Origin of the sequence: Actinomyces sp. oral taxon 170 str. F0386 (assembly GCF_000195595.1) — a bacterium.
GTDB lineage: Bacteria > Actinomycetota > Actinomycetes > Actinomycetales > Actinomycetaceae > Actinomyces.
On sequence record NZ_GL882573.1, the window covers coordinates 39675 to 61969 of the forward strand.

The window sequence follows — 22295 nt, forward strand, 5'->3', positions numbered from 1 at the left end:
TCATAGGAGTTTTCGGGGGGTCCGCTCAGGATCGGTGGGTTACATAGTTACTGCCGCCGGACGGAACCGGTCACGAGGGTTGGGGAGCCCGATGACTGGCAGGTCTTCGAGTTCGGAACGGGTCTTAGGGAGCCCGGACCGAGCGCTCTGGCGAAGGAGGTTCTACCTCCCCGGCCTTATGGGAAGCCGGGTAGCAGGAGAACCTCGCGAGGCTTGGGCCCGCGGTCCGGGAAACCGGACCGCGGGCCGAGTCCTTTCCGGAGTGCAGGTCGTTTCCTGAGCGGGGTGCGCGCTGATAGATCGCGGTGCTGCGCTGGCCGCTGCCAGTGCACCGAGGCCCTCGCCGCACCCCGGCACACGGTCCGCCGGGGGCCACAGGTGCCGGCATGCAGCTCGGATCCACAGGGCTGCTCATGGGCGCTGCGGCCGCCTCGGGGGAGCCCTACCGTCGAGTCATGTCCTTCTCACTGTTCCTCTCCAAAACGGACTACGACACCGCCGTCACCCAGTTCCCCACCTCGGTCCCCGCCAGCTGGGTGAGCGTGGCCTCCACCGCCTGCCAGACAGCACTCGACAACGCCTCCGGGCTCCTGACCGCACTGGAATCGCGCTATGAGACGGCGTCCTCCAACGTCAGTGTCATCGAGTCACGCGGCTCATCGACCGGAACGAGCCCCTCATGAGCTCCGAACCCACCGGAGGATCCCAGGACGATGAGGTGTCGTCGGAGGACTCGGGCCACCCGTGGCACATCTGGGGACAGTCCACACCGACGCTGATAGAGGGCGGAGCCGTCTCGGTGGACACGGATGACCTGGACGCCTTGGCCGCCGGCCTCACCTCGGCGGCTGGATCACTCGATGATGCGCGAGTACTCGTCGCCAACGCGGTCACCGAGGTGGAGATGGCACCGCCTCCGCCGCTGCCCCCGGCGTCCCCTCTGGAGCCGCGGAGCCTGTTCAACCCGCAGGGAACCTGGGATGACGTGAACGGTCAGTGCGTTCCCGCTCCTGATCCCGCCATCCGTCCCTCCTTTCCCACGTCGGGCTTCGGAACGAGCATCCAGGTCTACCCGTTCGGCCTCGACCTGGAGAAGTCCGCCGCTCTTCACTCTCTGGACGTCTTGAGCACAGGACCCGGATCGCTCCAGGACGTCGCGGACACCCTGCGCAGCATCGCCTCTGACGTCACCGCCTGCTCCCAGGCCCACACACTCGCCGAAGGCGGCGCCGCACCCGGTCCCGGCCTCATGGGGCCCGTGGACATCCGGGCCTTCGACGGCGGCCTGGTCTACCAGGCGCTGGGAAGCGGTGTCGTCGCAGCGGTTTCGGGCCCCACCGGCCTGGCGGCGCTGGCGACGACCCCCGGCAGCCCGCTCTACACGAAGCTGGCGGAGAGTGAGGGCGGTCAGGCCGTCGCCGAGGCCCTCCACCTCCTGCTCGCGGACCCGGCCACCGCCCAGTGGGTCAAGGACGACGCCGTGCGGATCGTCCTGCTGACGCTCTGGCTCCAGAAGGCCGGGACCGGGCGAGAGGCCGCCACGATCCAGGACTACCTCAAGCAGGTCTCCGAGCGCCTCGACCCCTGGGTGACGCAGCACCTCCCCGGCCAGGTGCCCGTGGGCACGCAGACAGTGGACACCAGCAGCCTCACGCCCATGCAGCGCGTTACCACGTACCTGGGGATGAACGCGACGGCACTGGGCGCCGGGCTCTACGGGCGCCAGACCGGTATCACGGTCACCCCCGTGGGCGGCAGCGGATCGACTGTGCTTCCGCCCGCCACCAAGGACCCTCTGGGGCTCGGCAGCCCGGTGCAGGCAGGCATGACCGGCAAGGGCGAGGACTCCAGGTCCCCGGGGAGCATCTCCGAGGCGATCGCCCACTGCCAGGAGGTGCAGTCCTCCAAGAGCTCCCTGGGGCAGGACTACGAGGAGGCCGGCGTCATCTCCATCCAACGGATCGAGCATGCCGACGGCCGTACCTCCTGGGTCGTCTACGTCCCCGGAACCACCGACTGGACCGTCGGCGACGGCGAGCCGCAGGACCTGCTCACCAACCTCGAGGGCGTGGGCGGCACTCCCACGGTCATGGAGAGCGCCGTCGTCACCGCCATGCGCCAGGCCGGCATCCGGTCCGGTGACGAGGTCGCCCTCTACGGCCACTCCCAGGGCGGGATCACCGTGTCCAACATCGCCGCGGACCCGGCGATCCAGGACCGGTACAACATCACCACGGTCCTCACCGCCGGGGCGCCCACCGCGGGCGCCGACATCCCCGACGACGTCCACGCCCTGCACGTGGAGAACACCGGTGATGCCGTCCCCGGGCTCGACGCCGCCCCCACACCCACCGGTCCCCACCGGCAGGTCGCCATGATCGACACCCATCAGATGGGCATGGGCGGCTACCCCCACGCCTCGGGCGTCTACGCACAGGCCACCGAGGGCCTCGAGGAGCGGGCCCCCGAGCTGACCGACTGGAGCACGTCCTTCTCCCGCGCCACAGGTGCCGGTGAGCAAGGGACGACCACCACCGAGTACACCTTCGCGATCCGGCGCGACACCGACTCCAGCGGGGTGTATCAGGACGGTGCGGGCTACCGGGGCAGGGCACCGACGTCGGCACCCTCCTACGAGCGACCAACCCCACCGCCGTCATCCCAGCCGTCAGGTGGGCGCTGGAGCGGATCCGGACCGGGTGGTGGTACCGGCGACGGGTGATGCGGCCGGCGTCAGTCGTCGCGGTCGACGAGCATCGCGGCGATGATCGAGGAGATCACCGAGATGATGATCGAGCCGACCACCGCGGCACCGAAGGTGGAGACCTCCAGCCCCAGCGGTACCGAGCCGCCGGCACCCAGCGCCCCAATACGGTTGGTCAACCAGCCGGCCAGCAACAGCATCGCACCGTTGACCACCAGGGCGAACAGCCCGAAGGTGATGATGTAGAGCGGAAAGGTCAGGACCTTCGCCACGGGCTTGACCAGCGAGTTCACCAGCGCCAGCACCAGGCCCAGGACCGCGAGGTTCAGCCACATCGGGCCGGCCCCCGCCCCCTCGGGCACGCTCAGCCCGGACAAGATACGCGTGGCCAGCCACAGACCGGCCGCGTTTCCGATGGTTCGTGCCACGATCTCCATAGGCTCATTGTGCCTGGGCAACCTGTGCCGGTGCCAGGATGGGACCATGACTTCCTCAGCGACCCCGCCGACCGGTCAGCCGGACCAGACGGCCCCGGCTCCCGGCCCGGACAACGAGCCCACGACGACGGTCCGCATCCGCCCCGACGTCGCCGCCCTGCCCGCCTACGTGCCAGGGGCCCGGCCCGATGCCGCCGGCGCGGTGAAGATCGCCAAGCTCTCCTCCAACGAGCTGCCCTTCCCTCCGCAGGACGCGGTCGTTGAGGCCATCACCCGCGCCGTGGCCGGAGTCAACCGTTACCCCGAGATGACCGGTGAGACCCTGACACAGGCACTCGCACACCGGTGGGACGTGGAGGTCGAGCAGGTCGTCGTCGGCAACGGGTCAGTCGCCCTCATCCAGCATCTCCTCGACGCCGTCTGCCAGCCCGGCGACGAGGTCGTCATCCCCTGGCGCTCCTTCGAGGCCTACCCGATCTGCGTCGCAGTCGCCGGCGCCAGGGCGGTGCGCGTCCCGCTGACCCCCGATGCCCGCCACGACGTGCCCGCCATGCTGGCGGCCATCACACCCCGCACCCGCGTGGTCATGGCCTGCACCCCCAATAACCCCACCGGGACGATCCTGACCGCCCGCGAGCTGGCCGAGCTCGTGGCCGGGGTGCCGCGCGACGTCGTCGTCCTCGTCGACGAGGCCTACCTGGACTTCGTCACCGCCCCCGAGGTCGGCGACGCACTCACTCTGCTGGCCGGGGCCCCCAACCTCGTGGTCTCACGGACCTTCTCCAAGGCCCATGCCCTGGCCGGGATGCGCGTGGGCTATCTCGTCTGCGAGCCGGGACTGGCCGCCGCCATCCGCTCCGTGGCCACGCCCTTCGGGGTCAACCTGCCCGCGCAGACCGCCGCCGTCGCCGCCCTGGGGCAGACCGAGTTAGGCCGCACGGCCGAGCGTTCGGCCGCCGTCGCCGCCGAACGCGACCGGGTGGTGGCCTCCCTGCGCACCCAGGGCTGGGAGGTGCCAGAGGCCCATGGCAACTTCTTCTGGCTCGGCGTGGGCGAGGAGACGATGGCGCTGGCCGAGCACTTCCGCGCCGCCGGCATCCTCGTGCGCCCCTTCGCCGGTGAGGGCGTGCGGGTCTCGATCGGGACGACGTCGGACAACGAGAGGGTTCTGGCCGCCGCGGCAGCCTGGCACGGCGCGCACTGAGTCCGGTTGGGCCAGGCGGCCCTGAGCGAATGAGCCAGGTGGCGCGGGGTCGTCGTACCGACTCGTCAGACCGAGACGGTCACCAGGAAGGCCACGCACATGACGACCTCGACGATACCCATCGTGCCCGGCCGCAGCGGACGGTGGCGCCGGCGCACCAGGCTCCACTGCCACAGCGGCATGACCAGCGAGCGCACGGTCAGCACCACCCAGAGCACGGCGTGCCCCCACGGCAGCATCCCCCGCGACGCCAGCCATAGCGACACCACCGCGACCGCCGCGTGCGCCGCCACCGTGCCGGCCAGCAGCACGTAGTTGAAGCGCTCGCGGATCATCGACTTGATGTAGGGAACCGTTCCGCAGAAGTAGGCGGCGGTCAGCGCCGTCACCAGCCACATCCAGGACCAGCCCGTCAGCGCGCCGTTGGGGGAGGTCCCCGGCAAGGGGGTACTCGGAGTCCCCAGGCCCAGGAACCCGCCGTCGCCGCGCACCGCCAGGCTGTAGGTGACGGCTGCCATGAGGGAGGCGGCCGTCGTCGTCGACAGCCCCGAGATCAGCGAGCGCTCGTGCCCGCGCCACACCTGGTGCAGCGCGACGGCGAACAGCGGCAGCAGCGGCACCACCCACTGGATGAGGTAGGGCGCCGCGAGCAGGGTGATGAGGGCCAGGGCCGCCGTCCACCCGGTGTAGACCAGGAGCGGCAGCATGATGAGGGCGCGCTTGCGGGCCGAGCGGGTGCGCAGCCACTGCGACCACGACCAGTAGGTGAGGTAGCTGCCCCACCACGTCGGCAGGAACAGGAGATTCACCCAGCTGAAGCCGCCCACCACCCAGCCGACGATCGGCGGCAGCACCAGCATCGACCAGGCCCCGTGCTGGTTGGGGACCCAGGCCTTGCGGCCGGGCTGGCGGCGGATCTGCTCCTGGGTGGGGGGCTTGGGGCGCTCGGCCTGTCGGGGCTTGCCGGTGGCCAGCATGATGTCGTCCTGCGGGCCCGGCCGGGACTGCTGGGAGGGGGCGCGGCGCGGCAGGTCGGTGCTATTCGACGTCGCGGCGGTGCCTTGTGGTGTTGGGGCGGCGTCGTCGGCCGAGGCGGCCGCTGGGCTCTCAGGGGAGGTGATGAGCTGGGGAGACGCAGGGGACCCCGCCGATCCGGCGGCCTCCGTGGGGCCTGCGGGGTCGGCGGGCGTGGACGAGTGCTCGACGTGGTGCTTGGACGGCCTCGACGGGCGGGACTGGCTCACACCCATCACCCTAGTCGTTCGCCCTTCGGTGTGGCCGGGGACACCCTGTGCCGGCGGAGGTGTTCGACGTCGGTGGGTGCCGTCGGCGCGTTCGGGGGCATCTTCTTACGTGCGGGGACGTTCCACGTGTGCGGGTGCAGGACTTCCGTCCCCGACGGCGTCGAGTGTCCCCGCCCAGAGGTTGGGCGTGTGGCCGGTCAGGCCAGGGCGAGTCGCATCTGGTGCCAGGGCACGCCGCCGTGGTTCGAGGCGGACAGGCCTTCGTCGACGAAGCCGAGACGCGCGTAGAAGGAGATGAGGTCGTCGAGGCACGTGAGCACCAGGCCCCGGCGGCCATGGGTGCGCGTCGTCTCGATGACGGTGCGCAGCAGGCGGGTGGCCAGCCCCTGTCCCTGGGCGGCAGGCGCCGTGGCGACGCCGAAGATCATCTGCCAGGCGCCGTCGGGGTCGTGCATCGTGGGCGACTCGTACATCTCATCGCTCAGATCGGGCTCGTTGGTGCACAGGCCGTTGACCAGCGCCAGCAGCGTGCCGCCCTCGTCCTCGATGAGCCAGAAGTGATCGGCGTAGTGCGTCATCCGCTCGGCGATCGTCATCGGGCTGGCGGCCTGCTCGGGCGGGAAGCAGATGGCCTCCAGGGCGGCCGCCATGGCCGCGTCCTGAGTCTGCTCCGCCGGGGCCGACCGGGCCGTGCGGATGTGGAGAACCGTGGAGTCGGTGGTGTCCATACCCGCATTCTGGCCAGTCGGCTGCCCGACGTCGAGCACTCACCAGTGCCTCCGCACGCCCCGACGCAGCGGCCGGGGACGTGCCGGTGGCCCGTGCCTGCGTCAGCCGCCGAGGGCCGCGGAGACCACCTGCTTGGCCTCCTCCTGGACCTGGGCCAGGTGGTCGGCGCCCTTGAAGGACTCGGCGTAGATCTTGTAGACGTCCTCCGTGCCCGAGGGGCGGGCGGCGAACCAGGCATCCTCGGTGGTGACCTTGAGCCCGCCGATGGCGGCGCCGTTTCCGGGCGCATCGACCAGCCGGGCCGTGATCTCCTGGCCGGCCAGCTCGGTGGCGGTCACGTCCTCGGCAGCCAGGGCGGCGAGCTTGGCCTTCTCCTCCTTAGTGGCGGCGGCGTCGATGCGCGCGTAGGCGCTGGCGCCGAAGCGCTCCACCTGCTCCTCGTGCAGCCGGGAGGGGGACTTGCCGGCGACGGCGATGATCTCGCTGGCCAGCAGGGCCAGGATGATGCCGTCCTTGTCCGTGGTCCACACGGTGCCGTCCTTGCGCAGGAAGGAGGCTCCAGCGCTCTCCTCGCCGCCGAAGCCGATCGAGCCGTCGAGCAGACCGGGCACGAAGTGCTTGAATCCCACCGGCACCTCGATGAGGGTGCGGCCGATGGCGGCGGCCACCCGGTCGATGAGGCTGGAGGAGACCAGCGTCTTGCCCACGGCGGCGTCGGCGGGCCAGCCGGGCCGGTGGGTGAAGAGGTACTCGATGGCCACGGCCAGGAAGTGGTTGGGGTTCATGAGCCCGCCGTCAGGGGTGACGATGCCGTGGCGGTCGGAGTCGGCGTCGTTGCCGGTGGCGACGTCGTAGGGGGTCCTGCCCTCGGCGTCGGGCGTCATCGTCGAGCGCAGCGAGGCCATGGCGTTGGGGGAGGAGCAGTCCATACGGATCTTGCCGTCCCAGTCCAGGGTCATGAAGTGCCAGGCCGGGTCCACCTCGGGGTTGACCACCGTGAGCTCCAGACCGTAGCGCTCGCCGATCGCGCCCCAGTAGTCCACGGAGGCGCCGCCCAGCGGGTCGGCCCCGATGCGCACGCCGGCCTCGCGGATCGCGTCGAGGTCGATGACGTTCTCCAGGTCGGCGACGTAGGTCTCCAGGTAGTCGTGCTTGATGACGTAGGGGCCGTCGAGTGCCTCAGCGATCGGGACTCGGGGGACGTTCTGCCAGCCCGAGGCGAGCAGCTCGTTGGCGCGGTCGGCGATCCAGCTGGTGGCGTCCGAGCCGGCCGGGCCGCCGGTGGGCGGGTTGTACTTGAAGCCGCCGTCGCGCGGCGGGTTGTGGGAGGGCGTCACCACGATGCCGTCGGCCAGGCCCGGCCCGGTGGTGCGCACGCCGGCGGCAGTGCCGGCGCCGTTGGCGAGGAGGATGGAGTGCGAGACGGCCGGCGTGGGCGTGTAGGAGCCGCGCGCGTCGACGGCGGTCATGACGCCGGCGCCCGAGAGCACCTCGATGGCGGTGCGCCAGGCCGGCTCGGACAGGGCATGGGTGTCGCGCCCCAGGTAGAGAGTGCCGTCGGTGCCCTGGGAGCGGCGGTACTCCACGATGGCGGCGGTCGTGGCCACGATGTGGGCCTCGTTGAAGGCTGTGTCCAGTGAGGAGCCGCGGTGCCCGGAGGTACCGAAGACGACCTTCTGGGCCGGGACGGCGGGGTCGGGAACGAGGTCGTAGTAGGCGGAGACGACCTCGTCGACGTCGATGAGGTCTTCGGGCTGTGCTGGCTGTCCTGCGCGTGCGTGCATGGGGCTCAGTGTGTCACGTGCCACTGGTTGAATCAGCCCGTTTCGCTGTGCGAAACATTGTCAGACATGGAGCCACCCAGTTCACCAACGAGGAAGATGCCAGGAAAAGGAGACTATGAGCCAATCCTATCGGTAAAATATTGGGCGATCGTATTTCATTATCTATGAAAAATAGACATAGAATTGGTGCTGCGGAAACTAGAAACAGAACGACTTTTTTGGGTTTGTAATTGGATGCAAGGATGGCAGCCCAAATGAGGTGAATGAAAGAGACAGCTAAAAATAAAAATGGAGTAAGAGAGAAAGGAAGATATTTTGCATCAATAAGCAACTTCCACTGAAAGCCGCCTAATAATCCAAGTCCACCTGAAATCAGTAACGGTATCACACTAAAGTAGAAAACTGCCGATGAAGGCGGAAATACGTTCTTCCCCCTCTCCGTGGCGTGCCGTATATCTGCTTCCCGTCTTAGATGATTCACTACGTACTGTCCGAATCGCAATGGGATTGATATGAAGCAGAATAACATAGAGGTGAATATTAATATTGCAATATTTGGAGGAAGCATTGACATGACAAGAATAAATGGAAATGTTGCTCCCAGAGAAATAAAAGACACCAACCTCCAGCGTTTTCGTGTTATTTCTAAGAAAGATTTGGAAACTGACTCGTACCTAGATATGCCATCGTCGATAGAGAGAATTCCTAGATCACTGAGTGTCGAAGCTGCGATGATACGAGGAACGAGAGCGCCCCTCTTGAAGTAGTGGGTATGATCGAAAAGCGGATTTCCTTCTGAAGGAACGATAATCTCTCGTACTCTTGAAGGTAAAGGCGGGAAAGCGAAACGACCCACAATATCGTGGGGGGTTGTGATCTCTACCCACTCAATGTTGGGGATGTCGTCAATATGTCTTGTATGTGCCTTTAATTTACGCGAAGCGATTACAATGCCGGTTATCGAAATAAAGAACACTATAACCAGAGCAGGGGAGATAGAACTAAAGTTAAAAATATCCAATAGTCTTGGTTTTGGCAGTTGAGATAACGTCTCTAAGTACAGCTCAGTGGGGATTTTTCGCATTGTGAGAAACGACAAATCTGCGAGCGCTGATAGTCTCAGGACGACTAGCAACAACTGCGGAACATGAGGAGTATAGAATATGATCTGAAGTAAGGGAAAGGTGGAAAGTGCAAGTAAAGACCAGCACCATAGAAACATAATTCCAGGCCAATTTTTGAGCACTCGGAAGAGTGTGATCGGACGTATGCCGGAACCAATACCAAAGAGACGTAGGTGGGAGGTCTCGGCGTCGCTGTTGTGAGCGAGTGCATCATGGGATAATAGGCCACCTTGAGAATGCGCCACAATATTAGCATTAAGTGATTGAAGACGTGTAGTCTCGATTTTGTTTCGCACTATTTCAGTGATTCTGCTGGCCTCTTTTGAATTGAGGTCGGAAGCTACCTTGACATGGCCAGCGAAATTCCAATGTGAATGGAATGTAAAACCAAGTGATAAAATTACTAAACCTAGCACACATAATGCAATATATCCAATTGTGTTGTGCGAAATGCTGTTAAGCGCCCAAGCTGCCCAGGAAATTATTCCAACAAACAAAAATAGTCGAATTATGAAATTGGCTGCAAGTCGAATATTTGAGACGATATCACTGTTGCCAAGTAAGTTATTGAAGTCCCGGCTGTCAGGTAGCAATAGTAATAAAAGTGCAGGTAACCTTCCTAGGATCCAGGAGGCCATTTCCCTACGTTCGGGTCTTTTGAACTTGTTGGACCAAATGCATTCTGACAATGAGATTGTGTAAGAATTTTCGTTCTTCGTTAGAGAAATTACTGTGGTTTCGTTAATAATCTGCGAATCACATTTCCATCCCTTTTGTGAACTTAGATAGTTGATTTCTTTAAGTATAGACTCTCCCCACTTGTCGAGCAGCTCACTCGGTTTTTGGTTCCCTATCCCATGAACAAGCAATATGGAGGCGTTAAACGGTTTGTTCTCTGCTTTTGTGGAGTTGGTAGATTGATCGTGGTGATGCTTGCGTTGCCTCTTTCGTTTTGCCTTCTGAATTGCATGCTGACTGCGCATTTTAGCTCCGTTCTTCGAGGTGGCAGATAAATGCCAATACCTTGAGGTGCAGATGTCAAAAACTCACTTGAAATCTCTAACTGAAGTGAACGTCAATCTTTCAAGTGTTGCGCCATGAACTGTCTTCAGTCTCAGGCACCTAAGTATAGTTCATGCGCGGCGTTGTTGGGAGTTTGAAATCCATGAATACTGAAATTGTTGGATCGTTCGGCGTATATGGAAGTTCTTTTAGTCTTAGGTGGTGGATCTTGAGGGGGATTGATGTTACTTGACTGTTGTAGGGCGAGGAACGAGGAGCTCAGCGGAGTGAGGTGGACCAACGGTGACGCCGGGCCGCGCTGGATCTGGTCAGGAACGTACTTTCGCCGCGAGGACTGCGCTTTGGCGCAAACTACTACGGCCCACCGTCAGTCATCTGCGGGAACACGCATTCCTCGATGTGAAGGTACCTTCTCGATCGGCTTGGTCCAGGTCCGGCGTCGGCTCCGACGCCTCGATTGGTTGTCTGGCCGGTTGCCTTTGCCGTTGTAAGGCGGCACGGCTTGCCGGTGCCGATGGATGGGGCGCGTGGGTAGTCTGGCCCGGGCGCTCGTCGCCGTGCTGCTGCGCGGCCCTAGCGCTGCCCGCAGCAACGACCCAGCAACGCGACCGGACTCCGGCGCCCAGGAGGAACGAGGAACCATGACCGTCAGCCGTATCGCCACCACCAGCGCCCCCGCCGCCGTCGGCCCCTACTCCCAGGGCGTCTCGACCGGTCAGGAGGCCGGCTCGCTCGTCTTCGTCTCCGGTCAGGTGCCGCTCGACCCGGCCACCGGCGCCCTCGTCGAGGGTGACATCCAGGCCCAGGCCGAGCAGGTCCTCAAGAACGTGGGTGCCATTCTGGCCGAGGCCGGACTCGGGTACGACGACGTCGTCAAGACCACGGTCCTACTCGCCGACATCGCCGACTTCGCCGCCGTCAACGAGGTCTACGCCCGCTACTTCACCGGCGAGACCCTCCCGGCCCGGGCCGCCTTCGGTGTCGCCGCCCTCCCGCTGGGGGCCGGGGTCGAGATCGAGGCCATCGCCGCCCGGGCCTGAGCTTGTCCCGAGTCGATCCGCCCCGGACCCACCGCTGAGAGCCGTCGCGGTCGACGCCGGCTGTACGTGCAGAGGCCGGCCTGTCCGTCTGAACGGGGCGCCACCCCTTCCGGTGTAGGGCGTTGGACCCTCCCACTGGGCCGTCCCGTTCACTAGGCTCTCTCACGGTTCCGCTTCCACGGGGCGTTCTCTTCACGGGGGCGCCCCGTGTTGCTCTCCCCATGGCAGGTGGCGTGGCCGAGAGGAAGGATGGGCCACGCCGGGTGGCCACCCAGATGCCGGCCGGCCACAACACTGCTTCGATGCGCCATGAGAGGAAGATGATGCCGAGCACGCACCTGCCCCTCATCGTTCGCCTCGGCGGGATCCGCTCGCTGCTGACCTTCGGTGTCATCATGACCGTCAGTGCGGCAGCGATACTCTCACCGGTGGCCGTGGTGCTCTGGGCTCCCGTTCTTCTACCTGCCTCGATGCTGCTGGCCTTCTCGGGTGCCGGCGGGATCGCCTACTACCTGTGGCGTGGCTTCTCCGCGCGCCGCCTGCTCGAGCGAGCTCGGCACCACTACTCGCAGGTCACCCACGACTACGAGGCCACCGAGCTCCAGGCCCGCCTCATCCCGGAGGACGAGTCCCATGGTGCTCGGGTCATGGCCCACTACCACTGGTTCCGTGACGAGTACGAGAGCCTGACCCGCTCCTGGCAGGATCTTGGCAGCCCTCGGGGTGTCCAGTGGTTCGATCCGGGGATGCTTAAGCGAGTCACCGAGCTCGAGCGGCGCTCGGTCGCGCTGGACTCGACTGATGACGTCATTGCCGGCAACGCCGCCTTCCTCACCCTGTCCTCCAGATGGGAGCGGCTCTGGCACGCCGAGCAGCGGCCGGTCCTTCGCGATCTCGACCTGCTACTGGGACTGTGTCAGCAGATCGACTTCCACGCCTTTGCGCCCGGTGGCACGGTCGAGGCGCGCGAACAGGTCCGGGCCCACCACCAGCGTCTCACCGAGATGACCGCCGAGTTGTCCTCCGGCCGGTTGCAGCCCTCGGCGGCACTTGATGAGCTCAGCTGGATTGCGGCCGACGTCCACCGGTCGGTGAGCGGCCTGTCGCTCCGCGCGGCCGGTGCGGGGCCGCCCTTCAACGCTCTCGACGTCGGAGCGCCCCGCCGGCCGAGTGCCCGCAGCTTGCCGGGCGTCATCGGATCTGGGAGGAACGCCGGCTACTGGCACCCGGCTGGCGTTCGCACCGGTCCCCGTTCGTATGCGACGGCCCGCGTGAGCTTCCTCGGGGACGGGACGTTCCCAGGCTCCTGATACTCGGTGCGACTGCACGTCAGGAGTCCAACCCCACGAATCCCAGAAACGAATACAACCGATGAATATTACAGAAGTGAATACAGAACTGAATAATCGGCGGGGATCCCAACATGTTGGCTCGCGATGGCATCGTCATCCGCTTGAAAAGAGATGAATGTGTTGAGATCGATTGTCCGGGTTCTGAAGGCGTTTACCTCTTCTTTGAATTTTATTCTCAATGTGACGGTGTTTCTTGCCCTCATCCTGTCCCTTCCAGTGATGTGGTTCTGGCCGTTCGGTAGAACACACAACCCGACGGTGGAGGTGTACGATAAGGCTCATATCCTTTCGTCTGACACGGTTGCGGAGAAGATACAGGACATAGGTTTTCGTCAAGACGTTCACGTCGTTGTTGTCTCAGTGCCCGGGTACATGATTGAGAACCTCAATGCCGAGGTGCTCAAGTATGCGCGCACCCATCAGGATGCTCCGAGACCGTGGATCTCCTCATCCAACTCCAACTACTGGAGTGACGGCACTGTCATTCTTGCAGTTGCGCCCGATTCCAGGAAGGTGGGGTGCTATTTCGGGCAGGATGTACGCCTGTCCTTGAGTAATCAGGCGTCGATCCAGAGCGCCGCGAAAAAGCAATTCAACAACCGTGATTGGGGCGATGGGGTCGTGGCGATGACGGAGAAGGCGGCTGACCTCATGGGGCGCCCTGCTGAAGGGAGCTGGTTGACCACCTTGATCGTCCCGGCTCCGGTCGCCATGATAGGAGCTTGGTTGCTCCAGAAGTATCTGCGCCGCGGACTGCGTGCAAGAGCTGTTGGGAAGGAAGTGACGGAGAGCTACTCTCGGGTTGCTTTTGGTTATGATGAGACCGAACTGAACGCGCGCACCATTCCTGAAACCGAACCGTATGGTGCGCAGGTGAGGATGCGATACCGATGGTACTGTCAGGAGTACGTGAGCATCACCAAGGATCTGCAAGCCTTCGGAAGTCCTCGCGGTCCTCAGTGGTTCTCCTGGAGAATGCTGAGGCGTGTATCGGAATTGAAAAAGCGCTCTGCCGCGCTGGAGTCTCTTAGTGAGACAATCTCCAACACTGCGTCTCTCCTGAACATGTCATCCACCTGGGAGAAGGCTTGGGAGAATGAGCAGGGGCCGGTGCTGGAGGACCTGCAGGCGCTGAGAAAACTCTGCGACACGATCTCCGCGTCTCGGGACGTGCCTTTGAGTGTGAGGAAGGAACGTGAGTGGGTCAGGGATCAGCGCGCGCGCCTGGATGATATGGGGATAGAGTTGGCAACTGGCAGGATGAATCCTTCTGCTGCGCTCGACGAGCTGGAGAGCATAGCGCAATCAATTCAGGACAAGGCTCTGGATCTGACGCGCCGTGCAGTGAATGCCGATACATCCAAGTATGCTAAAAAACGTAGGCGGCGTTACCTCTCATCATTGTCTTCACAACATGATTCTGCCTATGCAGGGCAGTGGTTGTTATCTGGTGACAGCGGTAGCTACAACCCTCACTCAACAATTCGCCTCTTCTCCGACTCTCCGGCCGCATCTGCTGTTGATGACAGTGCATCCTCGTCGGACTGGGGCGGTGCGGGATCCTTCAGTGCCTTCACCCCAGTGTCTGATCTGGTCGTGGGGTACACATCCGCAGTGTCCTATGCACCTGCGTCCTCGGAGTCCTCGTCGTTCTCGGGCGGAGACGGGTCATCAGGATACTCAGGAAGCAGCTTCTCCGGAGGGTATGACGGAGGTGGGTTCTCAGGAGCCGGCTCGTCATCCAGCTTCTGAGTCGATTCGGAACCAGCTTCTATCAGTGAAAGGATGCACTGGCGGTGCGATCATCGATGCTGAGCAAGATTGGAGGGCTAAGAGCGACTGTGGCATTCGTGACCAATATCGTCCTGTGCCTGGTGCTTGTCTCATTGCTTCCGATCATGTGGTTCTGGCCGTTCGGGGGAAGTTATCATCCGACAGTAGATGTTCGCGATGATGCTCATCTCTTCCAGGTTGCTCCACTGGTGACGGAGATCCAGAAGATGGAGTTCCGAAAAGAAGTGCATATCGTTGTGGTCACCATTCCCAAAATGAATGAGGCGTCTCTTAATGAGGCAGTTCTGACATATGCTCGACAGCACGGCGGGGGCGCGTCGGAGTGGATATCAAAATCAAATCCGAATCATTGGGCTGATGGAATCATGATTCTCGCAGTCGCTCCTGGCCCAAGACAAGTGGGTTGCTACTTCGGAGAGGACGTTAAAGTGTCACTGACTCAGCAGGACGTGATTCGCGCTGCTGGCGGGGATGGATTCTCCGAATCCGATTGGTATGGAGGGATGATCTCCATGGCGGAGACGTCATCTGACCTGATTGGGAGGCCTCCTGGCGGCCTATTGACGAAGATCGTGATCCCGGGTGCGTTGTCAGTGTGTGGAGCGGTGTGGTTCGTCTACTACATGCGACGAGGGCTCATGGCTCGCCGTTTTGCGAAGGAGGCGCTGCGCAGCTACTCGAACACGACCCACGATTATGATGCGACTGAGCTGCGTGCGTCAATGATCCCTGACGGGGAGGATCATGGGGCTCAGATTTTGACCAGGTATCGCTGGTTCTGCGACGAGTATGAGGATGTCACTCGTGCCTGGAACGACTTCGGCTCTCCTGCGGGAGCACAGTGGTTCCAGACGGGTACGGTAAAGCAGGCGCTTTCCCTGAGGACTCGGTCCCGTGATCTTGAATCCCTCGAGAACGCGGTATCCAACGGAGCATGTTTTCTAACGATGTCTCCAGGGTGGGAGGACGTCTGGGACAATGAGATCGGGCCACTGATGGAGGATCTGCAGTCGCTTGAGCGGATGTGCGCGAAAATCGACTCCTCACGGGTGAAGGTGGATACCTCTCAGACTCGTGACTGGATCCGCTGGTGGCGCCTGCGTGTTGCCCAGGTGACGTCTGAAATGGAAAGCGGATCATGCTCGCCGTCGGCTGCGCTTGATGAGCTGACGATCATGTCGAATGCTTCCAAGGCGGAGGCTCGCAGCCTGGCCAGAGAGGCCTTGAAGGCGAAGGCGTCTCGGCGTGCTTCCTCTCGGATTCAGCATTTCAATAAGCGGCAGCGTTCGAGGTCGGGAAAGGCTTACGGTGGCTCATGGGCCGTTGACAACGCTTTTCGACGCTACGATGCTGCGTCCACGATCTGTGTGAACGCGGACTCGCCGGGAGCGTGCGCCATCAGCTCAGACGATGAAACTCCCTTCGATGCTGTGGTATCCGTGGCTCATCTGTTGTCGGATTATGTCGCCTCATCGAGGTATGTCCAGGTTCTGAGTGGCGGTGCGGGAGGAGCGAGCGATTTCTCCGGTGGAAGTGGTTCGAGCGTTACCGGTTACGGTTCTGGTAGCGGCTTTTCCGGAGCAGGTTCTTCGTCGAGTTTCTGAGTGAAGGGGAGCCGGTTATTCATCTATTTTCACTCGATAGTGACGGTCTTCGTTGTGCCGTTCGTTGATAGTGCGACTTGACGAAAGTAGGATAGCGATGCGGAATGCGGTGGGAGTTGGTCTCGGTGGATTTCGGGCAGTTCTGTCATTTTTTATTCATGTCGGTGTGGCGTCGATTCTCGTGGCCTCTCCGTTCGTTGTGGACAACTGGTACTCTCAAAAACATGCGCCACGTTACGAGCCAGTTGTTGAGATTCATGATGAAGCGAATGCTCTTGACGTTGATGATCTTGAGGCGGATCTGAAGGAAGTACGCTTCAGAAAGAAGACCCATTTTGCCGTTCTCACAGTTCCTGGACAGAATGTGGTGAACCTCAATGCGGAGGTCCTTAAGTACGCGGAGACTCAGATGGCTGGCAGTCCGTGGATATCTAAGGACAATCCGAACTACTGGCGCGACGGTTTGCTGATCCTTGCTGTTGCTCCGGATGGCCGCAAAGTGGGGTGCTATGTTGGTGAGGATCTCAAAATTTCGCAAGAGTCGCAGGCCGATATTCAGGATTCAGCAAAGGATCACTTCCGTGCCAAGGATTGGAATGGCGGTGTCAAGTCGATGGCGGAGCGAAGTGCTGATCTTATTGCGAACGGCAACACCCCGCAAAGGACTGTCTTCTTGCTGACGTTGCTTGGTGTCGGAGGCGTTGCGACTGTTTGGCTCATTTGGTATGTGTGGAGCGGGCCCAATACCAGTAAGAAGTATATGATTGCCCGTCGGACCTTCTCCCGGGTGGTGTATGGTTACGAAGAAACGATCTCACGCGCTGCACTCGTTCCCGATGATAATACTCATGGCGCTCTGATTCTGTCTCGGTGTCGATGGTTCGACAGTGAGTACACAGAGGTCAGCCGGATGTGGAATGAGCTGCCCGAACCTTATGGTTTCCAGTGGTACGTCGGAGCGACTCGACGCAGTGTCAATGACCTGAAGGAACGGTCGGAAGCATTGCAGTTGTTTGAGACCATCGTCTCACACGCCGCGATCTTGTTCTCAAGGGCATCGGACTGGCCTGCTGTGTGGGATAACGAGTGCGGTCCGGTCATGGAGGACATTCAGGCCCTCGTGCATCTGTGCCGGGAGGTTCAGAGGTCGAAGGTGGCTGTGGACGGAGATGAGGAGCGAGAGTGGGCGGCTCTCTGCCTGCAGCATTTGAGAAGACTACCTGCGTGTCTCAGGGAGGGGAGCGTTACTCCGTCGCAGGCGCTCAGCGAGTTAGACAAAATTTCTGATGGTGTGCGCGTCCGAGTGGACAGCTTGATGGCCAGGATAGTTGAGAGTGATGGGTCGAGAGGGTCTTCAAGGCGCCGGCGTCGATACGAGAAGATGAAGTCAGAGCCGCCAGCAAATACTATGTCTCGTTATGAAGGTAAGTGGGAGATCGCTGGTAGCAAGGGAGAGTATGATCCCAGGACAACGATTCGCGTTAATCCCGGAACTCCTGACGTGGCCGTATTAATGGGAGTTGATGGCGGTGCTGGTGATGTGACCGACGGTGTCGTACGGCATCAGTTCTCGAGCTCAGGAGGACCTATATGTCATACGCCGGTGTCCAGTCTCATCGTCGGTTACTCGGCCGCAATTCCTTCGGATATCAGTGCCGGCTCCGGATCAAGTGGCTCGTCCAGCAGCGGTGGCTATGACGGAGGCGGCTTCTCCGGAACTGGATCGTCGTCCAGCTTCTGAATCGGCTCGATAGGATCAGTCTTCTACCTCGGTGGCCCCGCCAGGATATCGCGGCCTTCAACACCCTACTTCCGCAGAAAGAAAGGAAAGTGTGGATGAATCACATGAAACAGTCTTGTAGAGGCGGTTTAGGCGGAATCCGGTCAGTGACGGCCTTCATCGCCAATATCGCGGTGAGCCTTGCCCTCATCGCCGTACTGCCGATCATGGTGATCTGGCCCTTCGGCGGGAGCCATCGCCCCGCCGTGGAGGTCCACGACGAGGCCGGAATACTCCGGACCGAGCCGCTGGCCAAGAAGATCCAGGAGATGCGATTCCGTCAGGACCTCCACGTCGCCGTGCTCACGGTTCCGGGCTGGGACGTTACCAACCTCAATGACTCGGTGCTGGAGTACGCCCGTTCGCACGCGAGCGACACTGACGTACCGTGGATCTCGACGTCGAACCCCAACTACTGGAGCGACGGCCTGGTGATCCTGGCGGTCGCCCCCGACTCACGCAAGGTGGGCTGCTACTTCGGTGAGGATGTCGCGGTCACCCTGGATCAGCAGGCAGCCATCCAGGACGCCGCCAAGGACCAGTACCGCCGGGCCGACTGGTACGGGGGCACCGTCTCCATGGCGGCCAAGACCGCGGACGTCGTCGGCCGGGTCGGTGGCGGTGGCATCGTCATGACCTACATCCTGCCCGGAATCTCAGCGCTTGCAGGCGTCACCTGGCTCGTGTACTACCTGTGGCGTGGCGTCACGGCGCGACGTCGGGCGCGTGAGGCGCTGCGCCACTACTTGCAGGTCACCCACGACTACGAGACCACCGAGCTCATGGCCGGCACGATCCCTGAGGATGAGCCGCACGGCGCCCAGGTCATGGCCCGATACCGGTGGTTCCTCGATGAGTATGAGGAGGTCACCCGCTCCTGGGCGGAGTTCGGCAACCCCCATGGCACCCAGTGGTTCGGCACGTCGTCGTTCAAACGGGCCACCGAGCTGGAGAAGCGCTCCGAGGGTCTGGACTCCCTCGACGACGTCATCGCCAACACCGCGACCTTCCTGAGCCTGTCGCGCGGCTGGGACCGCGTCTGGAGCAACGAGCGGGGGCCGGTCCTGGAGGACCTGCAGTCGCTGCGGCGGCTGTGCCACGAGATCGACAGCTCCGACGTCGCCGAGAACGGTTCGATCGCCGAACGCACCAAGGAGGAGCGGGAGTGGGTCCGCTCCCGCAAGCAGCGCCTGGACGACATGACCTCCGAGCTGGAGGACGGATCGCTCCGGCCCTCGGCCGCGCTCGATGAGCTCGATGAGCTCGCCAGTCAGACGAGGACGAAGGCCAACCGACTCGCGCGTGAGGCCATTGACGCGGACACCTCCAGGTACGCCACCGAGCGCCGTCGGCGTTACGACGACTCGGACTCGACCAAGGAAGCCGCTTACGCCGGCTACTGGTACCTGGGCGGGGGACACGGCAGCTATAACCCGCACTCGACGATTCGCCTCAACCCCTCCTCCCCGGCGATCTCCGCCATCGACTCGTCCGGCTCGGGCTCCGGGGCCGGTGGGTCCTTCAGCTCCTTCACCCCGGTCTCCGACCTGGTGGTGGGCTACAGCTCGGCCTCCTCCTACACGCCGTCGAGCAGCTCCGGCTCCTCGGGAAGCAGCTTCTCCGGCGGCTACAGCGGCGGCGGCTTCTCCGGGTCCGGTTCCTCCTCGAGCTTCTGAGCCGGGGCGGCCGGGCTCCTGTCTGCGCTGTCTCTGCCCGGCTCCGGGGTCGCCGGGACCTCGCTACTATCGGTACTGAAAACTGCCAGTCAGTAGGGAGGTGAGGCTCGGATGGAGCAGCTGGAGCAGAACCCCGCCACAGGCTCGGGCGGAACCCGTTCGGTGGTGGCCTTCACCGCCGTCATGGTTCTGGGCCTGACACTGGTCCTCTCACCGCTGATCGTGTTGCTCTGGCCGTCGAAGAAGGAGGCGGTGGCCACCTACCGGCCCACGGTCGAGGTCCAGGACGAGGCGGGGGTGCTTGACAGCACAGCGCTGAGCGACAGGCTCAAGAACCTGGAGTTCCGCAAGCAGGTCCACGTGGCCGTCCTGACGGTGCCGGGTGAGGACGTCTCCAACCTCAATGACTCGGTGCTGGAGTACGCCCGTTCGCATGAGGGTGACACTGACGTCCCGTGGATCTCGGCGTCGAACCCCAAGTACTGGAGTGACGGCCTGGTGATCCTGGCGGTCGCCCCCGACTCGCGCAAGGTGGGCTGCTACTTCGGTGAGGACGTCAAGGTGATGAGCAGCCAGGAGACCGGCATCCAGGACGCCGCCAAGTCCCAGTTCCAGCAGGAGGACTGGGCCGGGGGCCTGTTCTCCATGGGGAGTAAGTCCACGGAGTACGTCGGTAGGCCTCGCAGCGACTTGAGAGCCTTCTTCCTGCAGCTGTCCTTCCCGGTCGCCGGGATCGGTGCCGCCGGTGTCGGTGTCTACCTGTGGCGAGGGCTCACGGCCCGCCGTCGGGCCGGCGAGGCGCAGCGCCACTACTCGCAGGTCGCCCATGACTACAGGGCCACTGAACAGCACGCCCAGCGGATCCCTGCCGAGGAGTCCCACGGGGCGCAGGTCATGGCCCGCTACCGCTGGTTCCGCGGCGAGTACGAGAGCCTGGCCCGGTCCTGGCAGGACTTCGGCCGCCCCCGGGGCACCCAGTGGTTCGGTCTCTCCATGCTCCAGAGAGCGACCGACCTGCGAAGACGTTCGGCCGCGCTGGACACGCTCGACGACGTCGTCGCCAACACCGCGACCTTCCTCAATCAGGACCGCGGCTGGGAGCAGGCCTGGTACAACGAGCAGGGCCCGGTCCTGGAGGATCTCCAGGCGCTCACCACCCTGTGCCAGCAGATCGACTCCTCCGGGAGGCTGCCGGTCAACACGATGGGCACGCGGGAGAAGGTTCGCTGGTTTCATGAGCGCCTCTACCACATGACCATGGACCTCTCGGCGGGCAGGCTCCAGCCGTCTCAGGCTCTCGACGAGCTCGACCGGATCGCCGACGCCACCCATGGGGAGGCCGATGGCCTGGCTCGCTATGCCATCGACGTCGATACCTCGCGGTACGCCGATGAGCGTCGTCGCCGTTTCGACAGCTACCGCAGCTCCGGTCAGTACGCGGCCTACAGCGGCTCCTGGTCCCTGGGCGGTAGCTACGGCAAGTACGACCCCCATGCCACGATCCGCGTCAACTCGGCGTCGCCGGCGATCGCCGGCCTCAGTGGCTTCGGCAATGTGGCTTTCCGTTCCTTCGCCCCGGTCTCGTCCCTGGTGACGGGCTACAGCTCGGCGTCAACCTTCACCCCGAGTGGCGGATTCTCGGGAGGAGGCGGCTTCTCCGGCGGCTACAGCGGCGGCGGCTTCTCCGGGGCGGGCTCCTCCTCGAGCTTCTGAGCCGGGGGAGTGCCTCAGTTGTCTGATGGCCGTCGTCGGCCCTCGACGGGGATGAGCAGCCACCGGCGGTCGTGAGGCGCGTCATGGGGCGCCGACGGGCCGTCGTCGGCCTGGGAGCGGCGCGGGCCGGCCGGTAGGCTGGCGGACATGTCGAAGAAGAAGCGCCACGGGCGCCGTCCGGCCGCCAAGTCGGCCAAGCCCCGCAAGCAGAGCATTGAATTCGTCGCCCGCCCTTTCGCCGCCCTCCCGGGGGAGGAGGACCTCGTGGCGATGGCCCAGATCATCCCGGCCGCCACGGCCACGGTGCGCCTGACCGAGGAGTACGGCGGCGGGCAGATCCAGCTCGTCACGCTCCTGCCCGAGTTCGTCCAGGGGCTCAAGCGCTCCGACGGCGAGGTCCTCGTGGCCATGCAGACCTCCATGCACTCCGGGGACGCCTCCCGCGACGTCGCCGCCGCGCTCCTGGCCACCCTCGAGCTGCCCGAGGGACAGGCGCTGCGTGCCGACGGCTTGCCCGAGCCCGGCCCGCGCCTTCAGGACATCCTCGACACCAGCGAGCCGCCGGCCGTCTCCGTGCGCGAGACCTTCGACTTCTGGGTCGACCCCGAGGCCGCCGGCGACAATGAGCAGGCCCGCCAGATCATTGAGGACGCCATCGCCAAGGCCAAGGACGAGATCGCCCCGACTCGGCCGGTGCCCGGCGTCGAGCACGCCTACTGGTGCCGACTGGGCGCCAAGGAGTTTGTGCGCTGGGTGCGTGGGGAGGACGAGGACGAGTTCTTCAACGCCTTCGCCCGCATCTACGCCGCGCGCGAGTCCGACCTGGAGGAGGGGGCGCGCTTTGTCGGTGCCTTCCGGGCCAACGGTGTGGCCATCCCCGTGTGGGAGCTCGTGCCGGGTACGGAGGCCGAGGAGCTCACCGAGCCGCTGCAGGCCATGGGCAAGCGCCTGGACGCCGCGCTGGCGGATGAGAGCCCCCTGAGCCCCGAGGTCCGCCGCGCCAGGGCCGGCATCATCTCCCGCCAGGTCAACCTCTGAGCCCTCCCTCGCCTCTCTTTCGTCGAACCGGGCATTCTTCGCGTAGCCC

At 63.5% G+C, this 22295-nt stretch carries 17 protein-coding genes; 11 read left to right on the forward strand and 6 right to left on the reverse strand.

The annotated features are described in order from the left end of the window. Positions 1-386: 386 nt before the first annotated feature. Entirely contained in the window at positions 387-683 is a 297-nt protein-coding gene (locus HMPREF9056_RS11755) for a hypothetical protein (RefSeq protein ID WP_009746938.1), read from the forward strand. Continuing rightward, entirely contained in the window at positions 680-2722 is a 2043-nt protein-coding gene (locus HMPREF9056_RS11760) for a hypothetical protein (protein WP_009746939.1), read from the forward strand. The genes HMPREF9056_RS11755 and HMPREF9056_RS11760 overlap by 4 nt, the downstream gene beginning before the upstream one ends. Before the next feature lie 11 nt (positions 2723-2733). Here HMPREF9056_RS11760 and HMPREF9056_RS11765 read toward each other — a convergent pair whose 3' ends face one another. Continuing rightward, entirely contained in the window at positions 2734-3141 is a 408-nt protein-coding gene (locus tag HMPREF9056_RS11765; RefSeq protein ID WP_009746940.1) for a phage holin family protein, read from the reverse strand. A gap of 46 nt (positions 3142-3187) precedes the next feature. Between HMPREF9056_RS11765 and hisC the strand changes: the two genes are divergently transcribed. Further along, complete coding sequence (hisC, locus tag HMPREF9056_RS11770; RefSeq protein ID WP_009746941.1) at positions 3188-4345, forward strand: histidinol-phosphate transaminase; 1158 nt, start codon at positions 3188-3190, stop codon at positions 4343-4345. 65 nt (positions 4346-4410) lie between these two features. Here the strand turns inward: hisC and HMPREF9056_RS11775 are convergent, their stop codons facing one another. The 4 genes from HMPREF9056_RS11775 to HMPREF9056_RS14220 all read right to left on the reverse strand — a co-directional run bounded on the left by HMPREF9056_RS11775 (position 4411) and on the right by HMPREF9056_RS14220 (position 10209). Beyond that, the gene (locus tag HMPREF9056_RS11775; protein WP_172635269.1) at positions 4411-5589 is read right to left on the reverse strand and encodes a YwiC-like family protein; all 1179 of its coding nucleotides are present in this window, start codon (positions 5587-5589) and stop codon (positions 4411-4413) included. 197 nt (positions 5590-5786) lie between these two features. After that, a complete protein-coding gene (locus HMPREF9056_RS11780; RefSeq protein ID WP_009746943.1) occupies positions 5787-6317 on the reverse strand; it encodes an N-acetyltransferase in 531 nt (176 codons plus the stop codon). 102 nt (positions 6318-6419) lie between these two features. Next, positions 6420-8102 (reverse strand): phosphoglucomutase (alpha-D-glucose-1,6-bisphosphate-dependent), encoded by a 1683-nt coding sequence (pgm, locus tag HMPREF9056_RS11785; protein ID WP_009746944.1) that lies wholly within the window; start codon positions 8100-8102, stop codon positions 6420-6422. A gap of 13 nt (positions 8103-8115) precedes the next feature. After that, positions 8116-10209, reverse strand: a complete 2094-nt coding sequence (locus HMPREF9056_RS14220; RefSeq protein ID WP_009746945.1) for a hypothetical protein — start codon at positions 10207-10209, stop codon at positions 8116-8118. Positions 10210-10890: 681 nt separating this feature from the next. Between HMPREF9056_RS14220 and HMPREF9056_RS11790 the strand changes: the two genes are divergently transcribed. The 7 genes from HMPREF9056_RS11790 (at position 10891) to HMPREF9056_RS11815 (ending at position 21208) form a co-directional block, all read left to right on the forward strand. Continuing rightward, entirely contained in the window at positions 10891-11289 is a 399-nt protein-coding gene (locus HMPREF9056_RS11790) for a RidA family protein (protein ID WP_034514525.1), read from the forward strand. 233 nt (positions 11290-11522) lie between these two features. Continuing rightward, on the forward strand, positions 11523-12599 hold the full coding sequence (locus HMPREF9056_RS11795) for a DUF5129 domain-containing protein (RefSeq protein ID WP_314210635.1): 1077 nt from the start codon (positions 11523-11525) through the stop codon (positions 12597-12599). A 153-nt stretch (positions 12600-12752) separates the two neighbouring features. Next, complete coding sequence (locus HMPREF9056_RS13845) at positions 12753-14393, forward strand: DUF5129 domain-containing protein (protein WP_087942274.1); 1641 nt, start codon at positions 12753-12755, stop codon at positions 14391-14393. Between the two features lie 98 nt (positions 14394-14491). Next, a complete protein-coding gene (locus HMPREF9056_RS13850) occupies positions 14492-16039 on the forward strand; it encodes a DUF5129 domain-containing protein (RefSeq protein ID WP_009746951.1) in 1548 nt (515 codons plus the stop codon). 166 nt (positions 16040-16205) lie between these two features. Then, the gene (locus HMPREF9056_RS13855; protein ID WP_253270030.1) at positions 16206-17780 is read left to right on the forward strand and encodes a DUF5129 domain-containing protein; all 1575 of its coding nucleotides are present in this window, start codon (positions 16206-16208) and stop codon (positions 17778-17780) included. A 95-nt stretch (positions 17781-17875) separates the two neighbouring features. After that, positions 17876-19495, forward strand: coding sequence for a DUF5129 domain-containing protein (locus tag HMPREF9056_RS11810; RefSeq protein WP_034514529.1), 1620 nt, complete (start codon positions 17876-17878; stop codon positions 19493-19495). Between the two features lie 111 nt (positions 19496-19606). Further along, entirely contained in the window at positions 19607-21208 is a 1602-nt protein-coding gene (locus HMPREF9056_RS11815) for a DUF5129 domain-containing protein (protein WP_009746954.1), read from the forward strand. 14 nt (positions 21209-21222) lie between these two features. Here HMPREF9056_RS11815 and HMPREF9056_RS14925 read toward each other — a convergent pair whose 3' ends face one another. Next, a complete protein-coding gene (locus HMPREF9056_RS14925; RefSeq protein WP_296496669.1) occupies positions 21223-21357 on the reverse strand; it encodes a hypothetical protein in 135 nt (44 codons plus the stop codon). Here HMPREF9056_RS14925 and HMPREF9056_RS11820 point away from each other — a divergent pair. Next, a complete protein-coding gene (locus HMPREF9056_RS11820) occupies positions 21356-22246 on the forward strand; it encodes a DUF5926 family protein (protein WP_009746955.1) in 891 nt (296 codons plus the stop codon). The genes HMPREF9056_RS14925 and HMPREF9056_RS11820 overlap by 2 nt on opposite strands. Positions 22247-22295: the final 49 nt, after the last annotated feature.